Genomic DNA, 18,450 nt, shown 5'->3' with positions numbered 1-18,450 from the left:
CGGATCAACCTGCTGCGCTGGATTGCGGCTGCAGATTGGCGCGGCGATCGACCCGCGCCACCCGCGACAGCAGATATTCGACTTCGGCCTTTGCTGTCGCGGTAATGGTCGCACCCGGCTTGCGCTGCGCGCTGGAGGCGATCACGCCGCGCTTCTGCAGCACATATTTGCGCACGGCGAGACCGGCGCCCGGCTGCTGCTCGTAACGGATCAGCGGCAGATGCGCGTCGAACAGATCGTGCGCGGCGTCGCGCTTGCCGGCCTTTTGCAGTTTTACGACATCGATCAGCAATTCCGGGAAAGCGTAGCCGGTCATGGCGCCATCGGCGCCGCGCTCCATTTCGAAATCGAGGAACAAGCCGCCATTGCCGACGAGGATCGACATCGGCTTCAGCGAACCGTCCTTCTGGAAGCCGCGCAGCGTGGAAATCTTCTCCAGCCCTGGCCAGTCCTCGTGCTTGAGCATCACGCAGGACGGCGAATCCATCACGATCTTGCGGATCACCGCGGGCGTGAACACGACGTTGAGGGTCAGCGGATAATCCTGCAGCACCCAGGGAATGTCATCGCCGATGGCTTCCTGCGCCTGCTTGAAATAGCCCGTGATCTGGTCGTCGGTACGCAAATGCGGCGGCGGCGCGATCATCACGCCGGCGGCGCCCGCATCCATCGACGCTTTTGCAAGCGAGCGCATGGTAGCAAATCCCGGCGCCGAGACGCCGACGATGATCTGCATATTCCTGGCGCGCTTGACGAAGCGAATCGCCACCTGCTCGGCTTCAACCGCATCGAGCTTCGGCGCCTCGCCCAAGATGCCGAGCACGGTGACGCCGTCGCAGCCGACTTCGGCATAGAAATCGGTCAGCCGGTCGATCGATTTCTCGTCGATGCGGCCGTCATCGTGGAACGGGGTCGGCGCAATCGCAAAGGTGCCTGCGGCCTGGGCGGTGAGCTTCATGGTGATCTTCCATAACTGAGGGGCGAATATTCCTGATCCAGTGATACCACCGAGTGACTGGTGTCTCAAAGCGGGAGATTGAGCCTGGGAATGAACCTTCCCGGGATCGAGCCGGATGGAACAACGCCATCGTCGACTGCTCCCATGCGGCGGTAGAACGGGGCGGCGTCCGGATCGGCCTCGATCAGCAGGCTCATAGCCCCGGCGGCCCGCGCAGTGGCCTTGGCCCAATCGAGCAGCTGTCGGCCGGTGCCGGTGCGGAGCATGGCCGGATCGACGAACAGCTTTTCGAGTTGCGCGATTTGGCCCTCGGATTTCACCTCGGCAACGCCGGCAAGACGGCCATCGACTTCGGCGACCTGCACGCGGGACGCCATGATGGCCGCAGGCGTCACCGCAAGCTCCCTGCGGCAAGCCTGCATGAAGGCCGCGTCGTAGCCCCAAACCGCCTTCGAGCGCAGGCACAGCTCGGTAAGCGCGGCAGCTTCTTCGGGACGAGCGGGCCGCAGCGCTAGCATAGAGCCTCCTTGCGATGGGACGAGAAGTTCAGAACCGCCGCGCGCCCATCTTGATCTGTTCTTCGGAGAAGAAGATCTCCTTGGCGTGCTCGACGATGTCTTGCGCCTTCCAGGCCTCACCCGGCGGCTTCCAGCCTTCCATTTCCATCATCCGCATCTCGCGGACGCCGCGGGGACCGGAAACGCCGAGCGTCTTGCCGGTCTGGTCGCCAGAGAGATCGCTGACCATGTATAGCACCGCCGGCGCGATGCCGTCCGGCCCCAGCGCCGCTTTGGGGTTCTCGATATAGCGCGGCAGGTCCGCGGTCATGCGGGTCAACGCGCCCGGCGCCAGGGTCCAGATCCGGATGTTGTACTTGCGGCCCTCGATCGCCAACACGTTCGACAGCCCCCAGATACCACCCTTGGCGGCGCCGTAATTGGTCTGGCCGAAATTACCGATCAGGCCCGAGGTCGAGGACGTGTTGACGATGACGCCGCCGCCATTCTCGCGCATCCATTTGAACACCGGCTGGGTGCAGCAGAACGTGCCTTTGAGGTGCACCCTGAGCACCTTGTCCCAGTTGGCTTCCTTGGCTTTCGCAAAAGTCTCGTCGAGCAGGATGCCGGCGTTGTTCACCAGAATATCGGCGCGCCCAAAGTTCTTGATGGCGTCTACGAACACCGACTGGCCGCCGGCCATGGTCGAGATGTCGGCGCCATTGGCGACCGCGCGGCCGCCCTCGGCCTTGATCGCCTCGACCACGTTCTGCGCCATGGTCTGGTCGCCGCCGGAGCCGTCACGGGGACCGCCGAGGTCGTTGACCACGACCGCCGCACCCTCGCGCGCGAACAATTTTGCGTAGGCTTCGCCGAGCCCGCCGCCCGCACCGGTGATGAGGGCGACCTTGCCGTCGAGTAATCCCATGGTGGTTCTCCCTGTGGTTCTTTCTTCCTTACCTCGCCCCGCTTGCGGGGAGAGGTCGGATCGCTCTTGCGATCCGGGTGAGGGGGTACAGGTCTCACCACCGTCACAGCTCGCGGTGAGAGCCCCTCACCCCAACCCTCTCCCCGCAAGCGCGGGGCGAGGGAGCGCACCGCCGACGGAGCGCACCGCCTTCGACGGCCTTAACCCAGCACTGTCCTGCCGCTCTTGATCACGGTGACATCCCGCGACTTCACCTTGGCTTCGAACGAAACGACGTTGCCGTCCTTCCACAATTCCATCGTCACGGTTTCGCCGGGATAGACCGGCGAGGAGAACCGCGCGGAATGCTGCCTGAAGGCTGACGCGTCATAATCGGCGTAGGTCTGCAGCACGCCACGGCAAGTGATGCCGTAGGTGCACATGCCATGCAGGATCGGTTTTGGGAAACCGGCCTTTTTGGCGAATTCCGGATCGGAGTGCAGCGGGTTGCGGTCGCCGCACAGCCGATAGACCAGCGCCTGATCCGGGCGCGTCGTGATGTCGATGATCCTGTCGGGCGCCCGGCTCGGCACCTTGTGCGGCTCGGGCTGGCCTTCGGACGGCCCGCCGAACCCGCCATCGCCGCGCGCGAAACGCGAGGCGACCAGGGTCGCAAGCTTCTCGCCCTTCTCGTCCTTCAACACCGTCTGGTGCCGGATCACCGCGCCCTTGTCCTTGCCCTTGTCGAACACGTCGAGCACGGTCGAGTCGGCCGTGATGTGCGCCGCGCCGGGCAGCGGCTTGTGGAAGGTGATGTCGCGCTCGCCGTCAACCACCATCACGCGATTGAGATTCATCTCGCCGGGACCCGCCCCCCAGGCCGCCACCGAAGCGAACGTCGGCACCACCTTGAGCGGCCGCGGCGTCAGCGTGCCCTCGTTGACGAAGGCCAGCTCCTTCTCGTCCAGGGGATCCGCGCCCATGCCGATCCCGTAGGCGTAGAGCATGACGTCGCGGTCGGTGTAGGCGTATTTCTGGCCGAGGTTTTTCAAGGCCATCAGATTTTCATACACGATCGGCATTTTTGGGCGTCCTCTCGAATTTCTTTGTTTGCGCCGTCGCAACATTCTCAGCTGTCACCCCCGCGAAGGCGGGGGTCCAGTAAACGCCGGTGATTACTGGATCCCCGCCTTCGCGGGGATGACGACTTTCTGCATTGCGCGCTTAGTGCGCATCTCTCTCGTTACGCCGGCGTGAAGAACGGCAGCGGGGCGCCGTCGGTTGGCTTCCACACCACCTTGACCTTCTGGCCGATCCTGAGCTTGTCCATGTCGCAGTCGACGATGTTGGTCTGCAGCGACGGGCCTTCCTTCAGCGTGACATAGGCGATCGCGTAAGGCCCGGTGGGCGATTTGCGCATCAGGCTGAAGGTGTAGATCGTGGCTTCGCCGGAGCTCTGCTCCCACTCCGTCTTGTCGGAGAAGCAGAACGGGCAGATCGAGCGCGGGAAGAAATGCGGCTCGCCGCAGGCGGTGCAGCGCTTGATCATGAACTTGCCCTGCCGGGCGGCTTCCCAGAACGGCGCGGTTTCCGGATTGCCCTGCGGCACGGGAAGTTTCCTTGGCTCCGTCATCACGCACGCTCCAGAATGCAGGTTGAGGCGGCATGGCGCACGCCGAGAAGTCCGCCGGTGCCATGGGCGACCGCGAGATCGCAGTTTGGCACCTGCACCTTGGGATGCGCTTCGCCGCGCAACTGACGCACCGCTTCGATGATTTTTGTCATGCCGCCGCGGTTGACCGGATGATTGCTGCAGAGGCCGCCGCCATCGGTGTTGAATGGCAGTTTGCCGACGCCCGAAATCAGATTGCCGTCGGCGACGAACTTGCCGCCCTCGCCTTTCCTGCAGAAGCCGAGATCCTCGAGCTGCATCAGCACCGTGATGGTGAAGCTGTCATAGATCGAGGCGTATTTGATATCTTTCGGCGTGACGCCCGCCTCCTCGAACGCGCGCGGGCCGGACCACACGCCGGCGGAGTAAGTCAGATCGAGATCCTTGCCGCCGCGCGGGCCCTTCATTGCCTCGCCATGGCCGATCAGGCGCACCAGCGGCTTCTTCAGGCTCTTTGCAATCTCCGGCGTGGTGACGATCAGCGCGCCGCCGCCGTCGGTGACGACGCAGCAGTCCATTCGATGCAGGGGATCGGAGATCATCGGCGAGTTCAAAACGTCCTCGACGGTGACGACTTCCTTCAGCATCGCGTGCGGGTTGTACTGGGCGTGGTGCGAGGCTGCGACCTTGATCCAGGCGAGCTGCTCGCTGGTGGTGCCGTAGTCGTGCATATGGCGCATGGCACACATGCCGTAGGCATTGTGGGTGGTCGCGCCATAAGCGGCCTCGAAATCGCCTTCGGCGCCGGCGGCGCGCGGCGGCATCGGGCCGGTGCGCGGCTTGCCGGCCAGCGTAATCAGCGCGATCGAGCATTTGCCGGCGGCGATCGCCTCGGCGGCGTGGCCGAGATGGATCAAATAGGAACAGCCACCGGTTTCGGTGGAATCCATGTGGCGCACTTTCAGGCCAAGGTAGTCGACCATCGGCCACAGGCCGCCCGGGGCGTCGCCGGCGCAGAAATAGCCGTCGATATCGGCTTTGGTGAGCCCCGCGTCCTCGATCGCGCCCTTGGCGACCTCGGCGTGCAACTGCGCGGTGGATTTATCGGGTGCGTGCCGGGTGGGATGCTCAAAGATCCCGGCAATGTAGGCCTTGCCCTTGATGGTCAAATCGTTCTCCGCTGGCGCTTCTATTTCCAATGTTTTTCTGGCCTGTCGGGAGGGCCTTGGCAAGCAAGGAAATATTCCGTCAGGCGAGACGGGAGCGACGGACTCAAGTCGGGATGATTATCAGCGAACATCGTATCAGGTTGGCATGCCAACGCTGTCGTCCTCCGCGAAAGCGGGGGACCCAGTACGCCGCGGCTTATCGATTCAATCACTGGTGTCTCTGGGATACTGGGTCACCCGCCTTCGCGGGTGACGACAACTGAATATGACGCCGCGTTCTCGCGGCGCTGATCGCCCGAGGTTTGCAATTCGTTTCGCCCTCTGAAACAGAGAGGGCGCAGGGAATGCCGGATGCGCGCTGCACCCGCGATCTCGTGTGCAATGTGCACTAAGAAATGCGCACACGAGCATACAGGGCAGCGGAGAACATCCGACATTCCCTGCGCAATGGCTTTACGGCTTATAACGAGCTCTCCCCGGAGAACGGCTCTTTTGCCTCCGTTGCGCCCTGGAAGCTATTGCCTCCAGGTGCATTGACGCCAGCACCGCGACGTCAGGACCACACGCCTTTGCCGTACGCTCTCGCGCCGTTCGTTATCGGCACTACCAGCGTCCACCGCGACCCGTCCCAACGATCGTGACGATCATGATACGCCCCTCTGGCGGAACGGGATGGGCGAAGATATAGACTGATTTTTGTTTCCGTAAAAGAGAAATATTTTTTATTTTGGGGCTTGACACGATTTCCGTAAATCGGAAGTGATTTGCCCGACGGACAAAATCAGTTTTGGCGATCGCGCAAACCGAACCAATTGCCGGCGGTCAAATCGGGCTGCGCCGCCCGGAAATCCGCAGACGCCCCCGGCGTCCATGGAAACTCCCCGCCCCGGTCCGAGAACACTAGCTCGAGGCACTCGAAAGTGTCATTGCCATAAAACCATCCGCTCCATCCCAGGTGAGATGGATAGTGCCCGAGCGCAACGGGGAGAAGCACGGCCTCCCCATTTTCAAAAATCTCTTTGGTTGGTTCGCCAACGGGAAAGCGCCGTCCCGCTTCGAGTTCGCGATAGATGGTCCAGAACGTATCGTGAGCGTTCTCTTTCGACATTGAGAACAGGATCACCTCCGGAAAACCGAACTTCAGCCAGAAGCCGGTGGTGTAGGCGAAGCCGGGTCCCTCACTGTCCGGCATTACATGCGTACCGATCCAGCCATGTTCACGAATTCGGGCAACGAAGCTCTGTTCGTGTTGGTCAAGTCGCTGGGGGTCGACGTCAAGGGCTGTGGCCATGAATACGTATCCGATCGAGGAACTTTCGACGTCATAAAACGTTGACGGTGATGGATTACAAGCATCAATCATAGCGCAGCAATGCGCACCAGTCGTGTCGCGACGGGCGGATGTACCCCTCGTGACAGTGAAGGCCTCCAGCTTCGGCTCGGAGGTCTTTTGCGTTTTGGCAGGCCGGCGCTCCAGCTTTCGCAAAACTGACGTCGGTGGTTATGGGTCCCGGGATGCAAGGCAGGAACTGTAGGGCTTTTTTACAGAATCCTCTCACCAAATTTTCTTAGTGCAGCGTCCGCGAGGGTCAAACCTAGACCTGGGGCATCGTTCAAAGTCACCCACCCATCCGCAATGTTCGGTGGATTTTCGAACAATTCAGCCTGCAGAGGATCGCGCTCAGGGTCGGTAAATGATTCGACAGTGCAACCGGCCGGCGTCGAAGCCACAAGCGGTGCATGGATGAAGCAGTCGTGATGCGGCGCGACCTGAACGTGATTGAGCTCGCACAAAGCCGCGAGCTTGCGTCCCTCCGTGAAGCCACCGAACATTGTGCAATCAAACTGCAGAATCTGAATCGCCCGCTCTTCCAGCAACGCCCGGCAGCCATAAGCTGTGAGCTCACTCTCGCCCGCGGAGAGAGGGATGCGCGTTCGCTGCGATAGCAGCTTCAACTCGCGGCGGTCATCGGCCCATCGGACTGGCTCCTCCAGCCAACGCGGCCTTAGCGGCTCCAACAGGCCGATCGCCTCGGTAGCGGTCGCGAGGTCCCAGGCGCGATTGGCGTCGATCATCAAGTCGTTGTCACTGCCGATGACATCGCGAACGACTTCGAGCCGCTTCATGTCCTCCGCGAGCGTGACACCACCGACCTTAGCCTTATAGCCAGTATGGCCCTGCCCCTTGAGTTTCTGCATTTCATCGCGCAATTCCACGAGGTCCTTGCCGTCGCGGTAGTAAGCACATGTGACGTAGCATGGCACGCGGTCGCGGTATCCACCGAGCAGGCGATGGAGCGGCAATTTCGCCATCTTGCCGATGATGTCCCAGCAAGCGATATCGACGGCCGCAGCGATGCGAATGAGAGCCTCCCGGCCCCAACCTTTCTCGTGCGCCAAACGCTGCGATGTCAGGGAAAGCACCGCCTCGTGCAGCCGCTCCGGCGCGAGGGGGTCCATGCCGATGATCTGTTCGCCAATGCCGTTCCGGAACGCCTGGATGATCGGTTCGGCGGACGCGTAACTCGTCGCCAGACCGAACCCCTCGACACCTTCGCTCGTACGCATACGAACAAGAATCTCGTTGGCACTTGCAACGGTGAAGTGGCTGACCCAGTGCGGGCGGTCAGTGTGGGGCGCACGGAGAACGAATACTTCGAGGCCGTCGATGTGCATGACGTATCCTTTCCCGCAACATACGGCGCTCGCAAACGGTGGCAGCTGAATGGTGCGTCCGCGGGTAAAGCACCTGTTCCGGCGATGTCGACGATCTGATCTTCTGCAGCTACTTGACGCGCTTCCTCAGATCAGTCCACTTTGATGCCTGCGAAGTTGATAACCTTGGCCCACTTCTCGGTTTCGTCGGCAATCAGCTTTCCAAATTCCGCGGGCGAACCTCGAAACGCTGTGCCGCCCAGGTCGGAAACGCGTGCCTTGAGCTTGGGATCAGCCAGCCCCGCATTGACCTCATTGTGGAGAATGTTGACGATCTCGGCAGGCGTGCCTTTCGGCGTGCCGAGGCCAAACCAGTCGCTCGCCTCGTAACCTTTTACGAATTCGCTCACCGCCGGAATGTCCGGCAACGCCTCTGAACGTTTCGCAGTGGTCACCGCCAGTGCCCGCAGCTTGCCGGCTTTGACGTGATCGATTGAAGAGGCCATGCCGCCGAACAAGAGGTCCACCTGTCCGCCGATCAGATCGGACAGTGCAGGCCCAGCGCCGCGATACGGCACGTGGCGCACGTCGACGCCAGTCATCATCTTGAACAGTTCGCCCGTCAGATGATTGATGCTCCCGTTGCCACCCGAGGCCATGTTGATCTTGCCCGGATTGGCCTTGGCGTAGTCGATGAACTCCGGGACCATCTTCGCCGGAACGGATGGATTTACCAGCAAGATGAGCGGTTGGCGGATCATGCTTGCAACCGGCGCGATGTCGCGGAGAAACTCGAAGTGGAGCCTCTTGTAGAGCGTTGCGTTGATTGCATTCGCAGGGTTTACCATCAGAAGCGTGTATCCATCCGGCGCCGCCGTCACGACTGCCTCGGTGGCGATATTCGTGCCGGCGCCCGGTCGATTTTCGATAATGAATGGCTGGCCAAGTCGCTCCGACAGCCATTGCCCTATCAGGCGCGCAACGATGTCGTTCGAGCCGCCGGCGGCGTAGCCGACGATGATGCGCACCGGTCGCGAGGGATAGGTCCCCGCCCGCGCCGCGAGCGGCCACGCCGCTGCTGCGCCTACCATCATGATGAAATCGCGTCGCCTCATTTTTCCCTCCCAGGATACCGAGCCATGACGCCGCACCTACAATCAGAAGGACGCTTGATATTGGTGCTGTTTTCATATTGGCGCTGATTGCCCGAGACGCACAATGCGGAAGATGCTAAGTTTGCCTCAGGTGTCGCCGAAGGCTCACAGCCTCATGTCAATTCGGTTTGACCTGACCGACTTAGGGTTGTTCCTGCATGTGGCGGATGCCGGAAGCATCACGCATGGGGCGAGCCGAGCAAACATGACTCTGGCGTCTGCGAGTGAGCGGATCCACGCCATGGAAGACGCGCTCGGCATTCCGCTGCTCGAGAGGAAGCGGCGGGGCATCCAGCTCACTCCGGCAGGATCGGCGCTTGGGCGTCATGCGCGCACCATGATGCAGCACCTGGAGGAAATGCGCGGCGAGTTGAACGATTTCGCAAAGGGGCTGAGATGCAGTATCCACGTTCTTGCGAATACCGTCGCAACGGTAGAGTTTCTTCCGCCTCTTCTGGCCCCATTTCTGTCGGCCCATCCCAACATCGACGTCGACCTCGAGGAGCGCCAAAGCGGAGAGATCATACGTGCCATCGCCGAGGGCCATGCCGACATCGGCATCGTCGCCGAACCGGTGAACCCTGCCGAGGAGCTCGAGGTCTTTCCTTTTGCTGAAGACCGCCTTGTTCTGATCGCGCCCCGTCGCTACGTGCTCAGTCCGAAAAGCGAGATAGCTTTTCGGGAGGTCCTGGACCACGAGTTCGTAGGTTTCCCGGAAGGCAGCGCGCTCCAGAAGACGTTGAACCATCATGCCGCGCGCGCCGGTCACCGGATGAAGCTTCGCGTACGGCTTAACAGCTTCGACTCCGTCGCTCGGATGGTCGAGAACGGTATCGGGATTGCCGTCCTGCCGCAAAGCGCAGCACGACGGTGCCAGCGGTCAATGGCCATCCGCAGTTTTCCTCTTTCGGACGGCTGGGCTGCTCGCCATTTCACGGTTTGCATACGCAAGTCCAGGTCACTGTCTCCCCACGCCAAACGACTCCTGGAGTACTTGATCCGTCACTCGCCGTCGGCCGAATGACGCAACATGTTCCGGATTAAGGATAGCGTGTTAGCCCTTTGCCGTCACAGCGTGAGTCCGTTCGTGGCACATCGCGACGTATCGCTGCGATGCAACGATACGTCGGCTGCCGGGCGCAAGGCGGACACGAGCAGTCGATCTGATCTGCGCTTTATGGGTTCATGGTCTAGCATTGCAGGGTAAGCAAAGCGAAGCGTGCCCACTCTACTCGGCAGGAAGTAGCCCGATCCCAACCTAGAGATCGTAGGATGGGTGGAGCGAAGCGATACCCATCAATTGCAGACCCTGACGGTAATGGGTTTCGCGAAGGACTCAACCCCATCCTACAGCTGCGGGCTGAACAAAACGCCGCAGCCTCCCTGGGGACAAATTCTGCGAAGTGCCGATCGGCTCCAAGGCCGGCGAACGGCGTTCTTTGAGGCCAACACCTTCTAGGCATGGCTCCATAAGCAACTTTCGTACATTTCGTCGGAACGAAATCCCGCTTCCCGCGTGATAGTTCACGGGCATAGCAGCTGGAGGATCAGGAATGTTTAAAGGAATGCGCGGGTATGCGTTCGGCGTCGCAGCAGCAGCGGCTCTTTTTGTAATTCCGATCCCGGCCTTTTCCCAATCCATTGAGGTTGGACCGGGGGGCGTCCGAATTGGGGATGGGCAATGCGAGCAATTGCGACGTGCCTGCGAAAACAAGGACGCGCTCGGGGAGCGTGGGGAAGGAAATTGCCGCAGGTACCGGGAGACCTGCCAAGGATCAGCTCGGAGGGACGTGTGCGGCGAATTGAGGCAAGCTTGCCTCAACAAGGAGCAGTTGGGTGAACAAGGCGAGGGAAATTGCCGCAGGTATCGCCAGACTTGTAGAGGTCGGTTGTAGAGCTCGCCAATTTCGCAGCGTTGCGGGGCGGCTCGGCATCGCCCCGCGCACCGTCATCGCGAAAGGCCACCTCAGCACGGTGTGTAGTGTGCAGGGCGGGTTCTCTTTAACCCGCCGCATTCCATGCAAGATGGCGGGTTAAAGAGAACCCGCCCTGTCCTTGCTTGTTCGTCTAGACCTACGGCCTTCGGGCGCATTTGCAACCTAATCCTTTCCGCCCAAAATAGTAGTGGCCTGATTTGGAGTGTAACGATGTGTGACTTCTATCACCGCGAGCGCGTGCTGCATGTCGTACCCCTGCCAGCACAGAGGGGATGGTCCCCTCCTTTAAGCAGGAGAGAAACATGAACCACGAAGTACGCGAACTGAACGATGCCGAACTCGAAGCCGTCTCCGGCGGCATGACCTGTGAGACCGCGTGCGTTGTCTCCAACATTCACCAAATGACCGCTATAGCCTTGGGCGTCTTGGGCAATAATGACGGGGCGCAGTACTTCAGCGGCTTGGCGACCGGAGTGTTTAATGGCGGTTGCAAATAGTAACGGGAAGAACGAGGCCGCCTCAGTTGGCGGCCTCTTTCGTCTCTGGGTATACGCCCGAAGGCCGTAGACCTATAACTCTCAACGTCATAAAACGTTGACGGTCAAGGATTACACACGTCAATTATAGCGCAGCGATGCGCACCAGTCGTGTCGCGAAGGGCGGATGTACCCCTCGGGACTGTGAAGGCCTCCAGCTCCGGCTCGGAGGTCCTTTGCGTTTTGGCAGGCTTTGGTTTGTCCGTCTCCGTTGAGGGACGATGGCAGGCTCAAGCACGCCTTTGCTCACCTTAGACGCCTTTGCTGTCATTCCGGGGCGTGCGAAGCACGAGCCCGGAATCCATTTCACCGCGCTGCTTGCGGCTCAATGGATTCCGGGCTCGCGCCAACAGGCGCGCCCCGGAATGACAGCGAACCCCTACTCCGCCGCGATCTGGCGCGGCGCCGGCGGCGGGTTGACGAGGTCGGCGGCGAGCTGGGTGTAGCGGGCCTTGGCGTCGTGCGCTGCCTTTTCCTTCACCGGGCCGTAGCCGCGGATGCGGTCGGGCAGCGAGAGGATTTCGATGGCCGTATCGAGCGTCAGCGGCGACAGCAGGCCGAGCACGGTCGCGACGTCCTTCTCGTAGCCGGCGATCAGATCGCGCTCGAGCTTGCGGTCGGCGCTGTAGCCGAAGATGTCGAGTGACGTGCCGCGCAGGCCCTTCATTTTTGTGAGAATCCGGAACAATGGCATCATCCACGCGCCGAAATTGCGTTTGCCCGGCCGCCCCATCGCGTCGGGCTTGCCCGCCAGCATCGGAGCCGCGAGGTTGAAGCTGAACTTGAAATCGCCCTCGAACTGGTCGCGAAGCTGCTTTTCGAAGCGGCCATCGGTAAAAAGCCGCGCCACTTCGTACTCGTCCTTGTAGGCGAGCAGTTTTGCGTAATTGATCGCCACCGCACGCGGCAAGGCGTCGCCGTAACCGCCACTGGTCGCGGCGTCGCGGACCTGCTTGACCAGCCCCTGATAGCGGGCGGCAAGTTTTGCGTCCTGATACTCGGTCAGGAGGTTACTGCGATGGACGATGATCTCGTCGAGCGACATCGCATCCAGCGTCTTCGGTGCAACCGTGTCGTCCTGACCCTTCATCATCGAGATCAGCTTTGCCGGGTCGTGCGCGGCCAGACGTCCGAGCTGGAATGCCTGCTGGTTCAGCTTGATCGCGACGCCGTTGACCTCGATGGCCTGCTCGATGGCCTTCGCCGAGAGCGGCAGCAGGCCCTTCTGATAGGCAAAGCCCATCATCATCATGTTGGTGGCGATGGAATCGCCGAGCAGCATTTCGGCGGGTTTGGTGAAATCGAAGAACGACGAATCCTTGCGCAGCGCGGTTTCCAGCACGTGGTTGACCTTGCGGGCCTGGAAATTGAAGTCGCGGTTGAGGATGAAATCGGCGATCGGAATGAGGTGGGTGTTGATGATCCCGGTGGTGCGGCCGGATTCGCAGAGCGTGATGGTTTCCTTGGAGACCGCCACCACTTCATCAGCGGCCAGCACGAGATCGGCGGTACCGGTGACGATGCGCGAACAGGTGACGTCGGCGGTATGTTCGGACAGCCGGACATGGCTCAGCACCGCGCCGCCCTTTTGCGCCAGACCGGACATGTCGAGGATCATGCTGGCCTTGCCTTCGATATGCGCGGCCATGCCGAGCAGCGCGCCGATCGTCAATACGCCGGTGCCGCCGACGCCGCCGACGGCGACGTTATAGGGACGGTCCAGTGTAGGCCTTGAAGCAGGCTCCGGCAGCTCGCCGATATCGCCAACGCCCGCCGGCGCGCGTTTGCGCATCTTGCCGCCGTCGATGGTGACAAAGGACGGGCAAAAGCCCTTTACGCAGGAATAGTCCTTGTTGCAGGTCGACTGGTTGATGGTGCGTTTGCGCCCGAGCTCGGTTTCCAGCGGCTCGACCGAAATGCAGTTCGACTGCACCGAACAATCGCCGCAGCCCTCGCAGACCGCCGGATTGATCATGACGCGGCGCGCCGGATCTTCCAGCGTGCCCCTTTTGCGACGGCGGCGCTTTTCGGCGGCGCAGGTCTGCACGAACACGATCGCGGAGGCGCCCTTCACCTTGCGCAGCGTCTTCTGCACGGTGTCGAGTTCGTCGCGATGCGCGGTCTTGACGCCGGGCGCGATCTCGGAGGCCGGATAGGCGTCGGGATTTTCCGAGACCAGGTAGATTTCGCGGATGCCTTCGGCGTGGAGCTGGAAGGTGATCTGCTGCGGCGACAATTCGCCGTCGACATGCTGGCCGCCGGTCATCGCGGTCGCGTCGTTGTAGAGGATCTTGTAGGTGATGTTGGCCCCGGAGGCGACCGCCTGGCGGATCGCGAGGCTGCCGGAATGGAAATAGGTGCCGTCGCCGAGATTGGCGAACACGTGCTCTTCCTTGGTGAACGGCGCGACACCGACCCACGGCACGCCCTCGCCGCCCATATGGGTAAACGTCTCGGTGGAACGGTCCATCCACAGCGCCATGAAATGGCACCCGATGCCGGCAAAGGCGCGGCTGCCTTCCGGCACTTTTGTCGACGTGTTGTGCGGGCAGCCCGAACAGAAATACGGCGTGCGGGTGATCGGCGCGACTGCCTGCATCTGCGTTGCCTGCCGGCCGTTGAACCAGTCGGCCTTGGCGCGCAGCATCGCTGCGATCTCGGGGTTGAGGTTGAGGCGAAGCAGCCGCTCGGTCAGTGAGCTCGCCAGCGACGCGACGCTGAGCTCTTCCGCAAAGGGGAGGAAGCGCTTGTCGTGGTCGTCCATCTTGCCGATGATGCGGGGACGGACATCGTCGCGCCAGTTGAACAGCTCCTGCTTGACCTGATTTTCGACGATCTCGCGGCGCTCTTCGATGATGAAGATTTCTTCGAGACCTACCGCGAACTCCCGCACGCCTTCCGGCTCCAGCGGCCAGGGCATCCCGATCTTGTAGAGCCTGAGGCCGATCTTGGCGGCGACCTCAGGCGTGACGCCGAGTTCGCGCAGCGCCTGGCGGATGTCCTCGTAGCTCTTGCCGGACGCCATGATGCCGTAACGGGCGTTCGGCGAATCCATGGTGACGCGGTTGACCTTGTTGGCGCGGGCAAAGGCGATCGCGGCAAAGCCCTTGTAGTCCTGCAGGCGGCGGTCCTGCGCAAAACGGTCGTCGGGCCAGCGCAGATTGAGGCCGCCCTCGGGCATTTCGAAATCGGTCGGAATCACGAATGGCGTCATCTCGTCGGTGAGGTCGATCTCGGCGGTGGTTTCCACCGTCTCGGTGATCACCTTCATGCCGACCCAGCAGCCGGAATAGCGCGACATCGCGATACCCAGCAAACCCATCTCGATCATTTCATGGATGCTGGAGGGATAGAGATAGGGCATCAGCGCCGACATGAAGGCATGGTCGGACTGATGCGGCACGGTGGAGGATTTGGCGCCGTGGTCGTCGCCGGCGAGAACCAGCACGCCGCCGTTCTTGGCCGAGCCTGCCGCGTTGCCGTGGCGGAACACGTCGCCGCAGCGATCGACGCCGGGGCCCTTGCCGTACCAGATGCCGACCACGCCATCGTAGTTGGCGCCGGGCGAAAGGTTGAGCTGCTGCGAGCCCCAGACCGCGGTCGCCGCGAGGTCCTCGTTCACGCCGGGCTGGAACTTGATGTTGTACTGTTCGAGGTGCTTGCGGGCGGCGAACAATTGCTGGTCGTAACCGCCAAGGGGCGAGCCGCGATAGCCTGAAATGAAGCCCGCGGTATTGAGCCCTTGGGCGCGGTCGCGGCGGATTTGCGCCATCGGCAGCCGCACCAAGGCCTGAATGCCGGTCAGGAAGACGTGACCGGATCCTTGGGTGTATTTCTGATCGAGACTGATCGGACCTTGGTTAATTCCCATTTAAGCCCTCGTTTGCCACCCGCTTGAGCCTCGCGATGGCTGTTTTAGCTAGTCATCCGAACTTGTTAGAACCAGTCTATGTCGGATTTTCCGCTTCCCGCACTACAAATCTGGGCAACGGAGCCGTGCGTTCAAAGATCGCAACTTCGTGCCGGGAAGAATGCCAGCCGGTTTCGGTTTGTGTCGTGCGGGCGCCTTGCCACGAAATGGCATGAGGTGGCCGCGTTCCTGCGTTTGGGGATAACGCCCCCAAGCAGTCAGCAGCGGCACGTCGTTGCCGAGGACTATACGCCATCCATGCTGCAGCGCCGTGCAGCCAACGCGGCCGTCGTCCCTGCCCGGCCAGCGCCATCACAAAGGACCGCGTTCCGGGGCGGTGGCTGACCGGGTGTGGCCACCTCTCCACCTACTGGCAGCCCGCGATTCGGCGTGGAACCGCGACTCGCGGGTTCACATCAGCTGGTTGCAGGATTTGGCGCGGAACATCCGGGCGGGCCAGCCATTGTATCTTCGTATCTTCGCTTACCGCTTTGGGGTTCAAACGGAGGAACTTATTAATGACCTACAATCCGAACGACCCGTATCGTCCCAATCTGAGTGATGACGAAATCCGTCGTCAGGCGCGCATGAACAGCCTCGACAACGAGATCCAGGCCGACCCGCAACTTGCCGAGGGTCCCGCCAGCGGCGCCAAGATCGCGATGTTCGCAATTGCCATCGCCGTCGTGATGGGCGCGTTGTTCTATGGTCTGAACAACACCAACGTGAACGAGGCCGGCACCACGCCGTCCAGCCAGACCGCGCAGACACGGCCGGATAACCCGACGGCGCCTCCGGGCATGCGTGACGTGACGCCCAAATCGAACAACCAGCCCGGCACGACCACCGGTGCCGCGCCGCAGCGCCCGGCGCCCTCGCCGGCGGCTCCGTCCGACAACGCTCCAGCCAAACAGTAACGGCCGAAGCGGGAGTGACCTAAACGACAGCGCAGCGGGCATTTCGCCCGCTGCGCTGTTTGTTTTGTGTTTGGATGTTTTAGCTGAACATCTTGTTGAGTTCGCCGCCGGGATAGCCGCCTGCAAATTCCGTGAAGGTGCCCTGCTCCGCCATCTCCTTTGATGCCTTCATGAAGCCGGCCCACGCCATCCGCGCCAGCGAAGCGCCAACACTGATACGGCGAACGCCGAGATCGCCGGCAATTTTCAACGACGGCCCGGCCGCGCCGACCAGGAGATTGACCGGTTTTGGTGCGACCGCCTTCACCACGGCCGAAATCTCCTCCGGCGTTGAAATGCCGGGCGCATAAAGGCAATCGGCGCCGGCCTCGGCATAGGCGGTGAGCCGGTCGATCACGAGTTTCAGATCCTTCTGCCCGCGCAGGAATGCCTCGCAGCGGCCGGTGAGCAGGACGCCGCTGTTGTCCGCGTCGATCGCCTTGCGCGCCGCTTTGATGCGATCGACGGCGAACTCACGATCGAACAGCGGCTTGGCGTTGTCTCCGGTAAAATCCTCGATCGAAAGCCCGGCGACGCCGGTCTTGACGGCGCGGGCGACGTTGACGCCGACTTTGTCCGCCTCATGCGCAAAACCGTCCTCGAAATCGGCATTGACGGGAATGTCGACCGCCGCACTGATCGCGGCGAGATGATCGCAGACCTCATCGACGCTGACGCGGTTGTCGGCTTTGGCAATGGCCCAGGCAAAACCGGCGCTGGTGGAAGCCAGCGCCTTGAAGCCGAGATGCTGCAACGCCTTCGCGCTGCCGACATCGAACGGATTGGGGATGATGAAGCAGCCGCTCTCGTGCAACTTCTTGAAGGCGGCGCGTTTGTCAGCAGTTGTCAGCATGGTCACTCCCCAAAATTGTTTGTTGGCGCCGCCAAGATAGGTACGCAAGCCCTGCGCCGCCAGACACTCATGCCACGACCTGGCGCAGGAAGGTTCGTTCCTCGGCGAGGATGAACTGGTTCTGCTCGGCGAAGCTGAAATTGGCCATGCCTTCCTTGTCGGCGCGCAGCCGCGCCCGGTAGCTCTCATAGGCCGCGAGGCTGTCGAACGAAATCAGCGCGAAGGCGATGTTGTTGGTGCCCTCATGCGGCATCCAGTAACCGATCAGATCGCCGCCGCATTTCGGAATGATGCTGAGCCAGTTTTTCGAGTACGCCTCGAACATCGCCCGCTTGAACGGATCGAGTTGGTAGCGGATGAATACGGTGATGGTCATGTGAGGCTCCTGTGCTTGCTTGGTCGTCATTGCGAACGCAGCGAAGCAATCCATTCCGCCGCGTGTGGTGCGATGGATTGCTTCGCGGAGCCTGTCATCGGGCGCGCATTCGCGCGACCCGTTGGCTCGCAATGACGTTCGCGAAGACAATACCCGCTTGATCGACGGAAACGCTTCGTCTATCATCGAACTATGAAAGCAGGTCCCGATATCGCGATGGTCGCTTCCCTGGTCGGCGATCCCGCGCGTGCCAACATGCTGACCGGGCTGATGAGCGGCCGCGCACTGACCGCGACCGAGCTGGCACACGAGGCCGGGATCACGCCGCAAACCGCGAGTTCGCACCTGGCCAAACTGGAAGCCGGCGGCCTGATCGAGCAGGAGAAGCAAGGCCGTCACCGCTACTACCGCCTCGCCGACCCCGACGTCGCCGGCGTGCTCGAGGGCCTGGCGGGGCTTGCCGCCCGCGCCGGCCACATGCGCGTGCGGACGGGGCCGAAGGATCCGGCGCTGCGACGTGCGCGGATCTGCTACGACCACCTCGCCGGCGATCTCGGCGTGCAGATGCTCGACAGCATGAAACAGCAGAAGCTGGTCCGGCACAGCAAGGAGACGATCGAACTCACCAGTGAAGGCAAGCGGTTCCTGGCGAAGGCGCTGCAGATCGACGCCGCCACGCTGGCCCATCCGCGCCGGCCTGTCTGCAAGGCCTGCCTCGACTGGAGCGAACGGCGGCATCACCTCGCGGGCACGTTGGGCGCTGCGGTCATGAGCCGGTTCACCGAACTAAACTGGGCCGCGCGCGATACCGCGCCGGGCAGCCGCGTCGTCAATTTCACCCGCAACGGCGAGAAGCGATTCGCGGCGCTGTTCGGCGCCAGCGAGGTCTGATTCGGAAGCCTGATTCAAACCGCTCGCCGGTTTACGCAT

16 protein-coding genes are annotated in these 18,450 nt (G+C 61.9%); 4 read left to right on the top strand and 12 right to left on the bottom strand.

The genetic code is table 11. The annotated features are described in order from the left end of the window. Window positions 1-4: 4 nt before the first annotated feature. The 9 genes from ACSQ84_RS12400 to ACSQ84_RS12360 form a co-directional block, all read right to left on the bottom strand. Window positions 5-958 (bottom strand): dihydrodipicolinate synthase family protein, encoded by a 954-nt coding sequence (locus tag ACSQ84_RS12400; protein ID WP_436211930.1) that lies wholly within the window; start codon window positions 956-958, stop codon window positions 5-7. 65 nt (window positions 959-1,023) lie between these two features. Then, window positions 1,024-1,476, bottom strand: a complete 453-nt coding sequence (locus tag ACSQ84_RS12395; protein ID WP_436211929.1) for a GNAT family N-acetyltransferase — start codon at window positions 1,474-1,476, stop codon at window positions 1,024-1,026. 28 nt (window positions 1,477-1,504) lie between these two features. Further along, window positions 1,505-2,383: an SDR family oxidoreductase gene (locus ACSQ84_RS12390; RefSeq protein WP_436211928.1), complete on the bottom strand. Its 879-nt coding sequence runs from the start codon at window positions 2,381-2,383 to the stop codon at window positions 1,505-1,507. 200 nt (window positions 2,384-2,583) lie between these two features. Continuing rightward, the gene (locus tag ACSQ84_RS12385) at window positions 2,584-3,444 is read right to left on the bottom strand and encodes a MaoC/PaaZ C-terminal domain-containing protein (RefSeq protein WP_436211927.1); all 861 of its coding nucleotides are present in this window, start codon (window positions 3,442-3,444) and stop codon (window positions 2,584-2,586) included. A 161-nt stretch (window positions 3,445-3,605) separates the two neighbouring features. After that, window positions 3,606-3,995 carry a Zn-ribbon domain-containing OB-fold protein gene (locus ACSQ84_RS12380; RefSeq protein ID WP_436211926.1) on the bottom strand — a complete coding sequence of 130 codons (390 nt, stop codon included), beginning with the start codon at window positions 3,993-3,995 and terminating at the stop codon, window positions 3,606-3,608. Next, entirely contained in the window at window positions 3,995-5,143 is a 1,149-nt protein-coding gene (locus ACSQ84_RS12375; protein WP_436211925.1) for a thiolase domain-containing protein, read from the bottom strand. The genes ACSQ84_RS12380 and ACSQ84_RS12375 overlap by 1 nt, the downstream gene beginning before the upstream one ends. A gap of 781 nt (window positions 5,144-5,924) precedes the next feature. After that, a complete protein-coding gene (locus ACSQ84_RS12370; RefSeq protein ID WP_436211924.1) occupies window positions 5,925-6,434 on the bottom strand; it encodes a DUF4262 domain-containing protein in 510 nt (169 codons plus the stop codon). A gap of 251 nt (window positions 6,435-6,685) precedes the next feature. Beyond that, window positions 6,686-7,819: a mandelate racemase/muconate lactonizing enzyme family protein gene (locus tag ACSQ84_RS12365; RefSeq protein WP_436211923.1), complete on the bottom strand. Its 1,134-nt coding sequence runs from the start codon at window positions 7,817-7,819 to the stop codon at window positions 6,686-6,688. A 131-nt stretch (window positions 7,820-7,950) separates the two neighbouring features. Beyond that, complete coding sequence (locus ACSQ84_RS12360) at window positions 7,951-8,913, bottom strand: tripartite tricarboxylate transporter substrate binding protein (RefSeq protein WP_436211922.1); 963 nt, start codon at window positions 8,911-8,913, stop codon at window positions 7,951-7,953. A gap of 103 nt (window positions 8,914-9,016) precedes the next feature. Between ACSQ84_RS12360 and ACSQ84_RS12355 the strand changes: the two genes are divergently transcribed. After that, the gene (locus tag ACSQ84_RS12355) at window positions 9,017-9,976 is read left to right on the top strand and encodes a LysR family transcriptional regulator (protein ID WP_436211921.1); all 960 of its coding nucleotides are present in this window, start codon (window positions 9,017-9,019) and stop codon (window positions 9,974-9,976) included. A gap of 1,215 nt (window positions 9,977-11,191) precedes the next feature. Then, window positions 11,192-11,386 (top strand): hypothetical protein, encoded by a 195-nt coding sequence (locus tag ACSQ84_RS12350; protein WP_436211920.1) that lies wholly within the window; start codon window positions 11,192-11,194, stop codon window positions 11,384-11,386. Between the two features lie 418 nt (window positions 11,387-11,804). On the opposite strand, the gene ACSQ84_RS12345 is transcribed toward ACSQ84_RS12350, so the two are convergent. Then, window positions 11,805-15,296 (bottom strand): indolepyruvate ferredoxin oxidoreductase family protein, encoded by a 3,492-nt coding sequence (locus ACSQ84_RS12345; protein WP_436211919.1) that lies wholly within the window; start codon window positions 15,294-15,296, stop codon window positions 11,805-11,807. A 557-nt stretch (window positions 15,297-15,853) separates the two neighbouring features. On the opposite strand from ACSQ84_RS12345, the gene ACSQ84_RS12340 reads away from it, so the two are divergent. Then, window positions 15,854-16,252: a hypothetical protein gene (locus ACSQ84_RS12340; protein ID WP_436211918.1), complete on the top strand. Its 399-nt coding sequence runs from the start codon at window positions 15,854-15,856 to the stop codon at window positions 16,250-16,252. Between the two features lie 79 nt (window positions 16,253-16,331). On the opposite strand, the gene ACSQ84_RS12335 is transcribed toward ACSQ84_RS12340, so the two are convergent. Both ACSQ84_RS12335 and ACSQ84_RS12330 read right to left on the bottom strand, forming a co-directional pair. Continuing rightward, window positions 16,332-17,144 (bottom strand): isocitrate lyase/PEP mutase family protein, encoded by an 813-nt coding sequence (locus ACSQ84_RS12335; RefSeq protein ID WP_436211917.1) that lies wholly within the window; start codon window positions 17,142-17,144, stop codon window positions 16,332-16,334. 67 nt (window positions 17,145-17,211) lie between these two features. Next, a complete protein-coding gene (locus tag ACSQ84_RS12330; RefSeq protein WP_436211916.1) occupies window positions 17,212-17,520 on the bottom strand; it encodes an NIPSNAP family protein in 309 nt (102 codons plus the stop codon). A 192-nt stretch (window positions 17,521-17,712) separates the two neighbouring features. Between ACSQ84_RS12330 and ACSQ84_RS12325 the strand changes: the two genes are divergently transcribed. Then, the gene (locus ACSQ84_RS12325; RefSeq protein ID WP_436211915.1) at window positions 17,713-18,411 is read left to right on the top strand and encodes an ArsR/SmtB family transcription factor; all 699 of its coding nucleotides are present in this window, start codon (window positions 17,713-17,715) and stop codon (window positions 18,409-18,411) included. Window positions 18,412-18,450 lie beyond the last annotated feature (39 nt).

Source organism: Bradyrhizobium sp. LjRoot220 (assembly GCF_964252915.1).
Taxonomy (GTDB): Bacteria; Pseudomonadota; Alphaproteobacteria; order Rhizobiales; family Xanthobacteraceae; genus Bradyrhizobium.
This window is presented reverse-complemented; position numbering and strand designations above follow the sequence as displayed.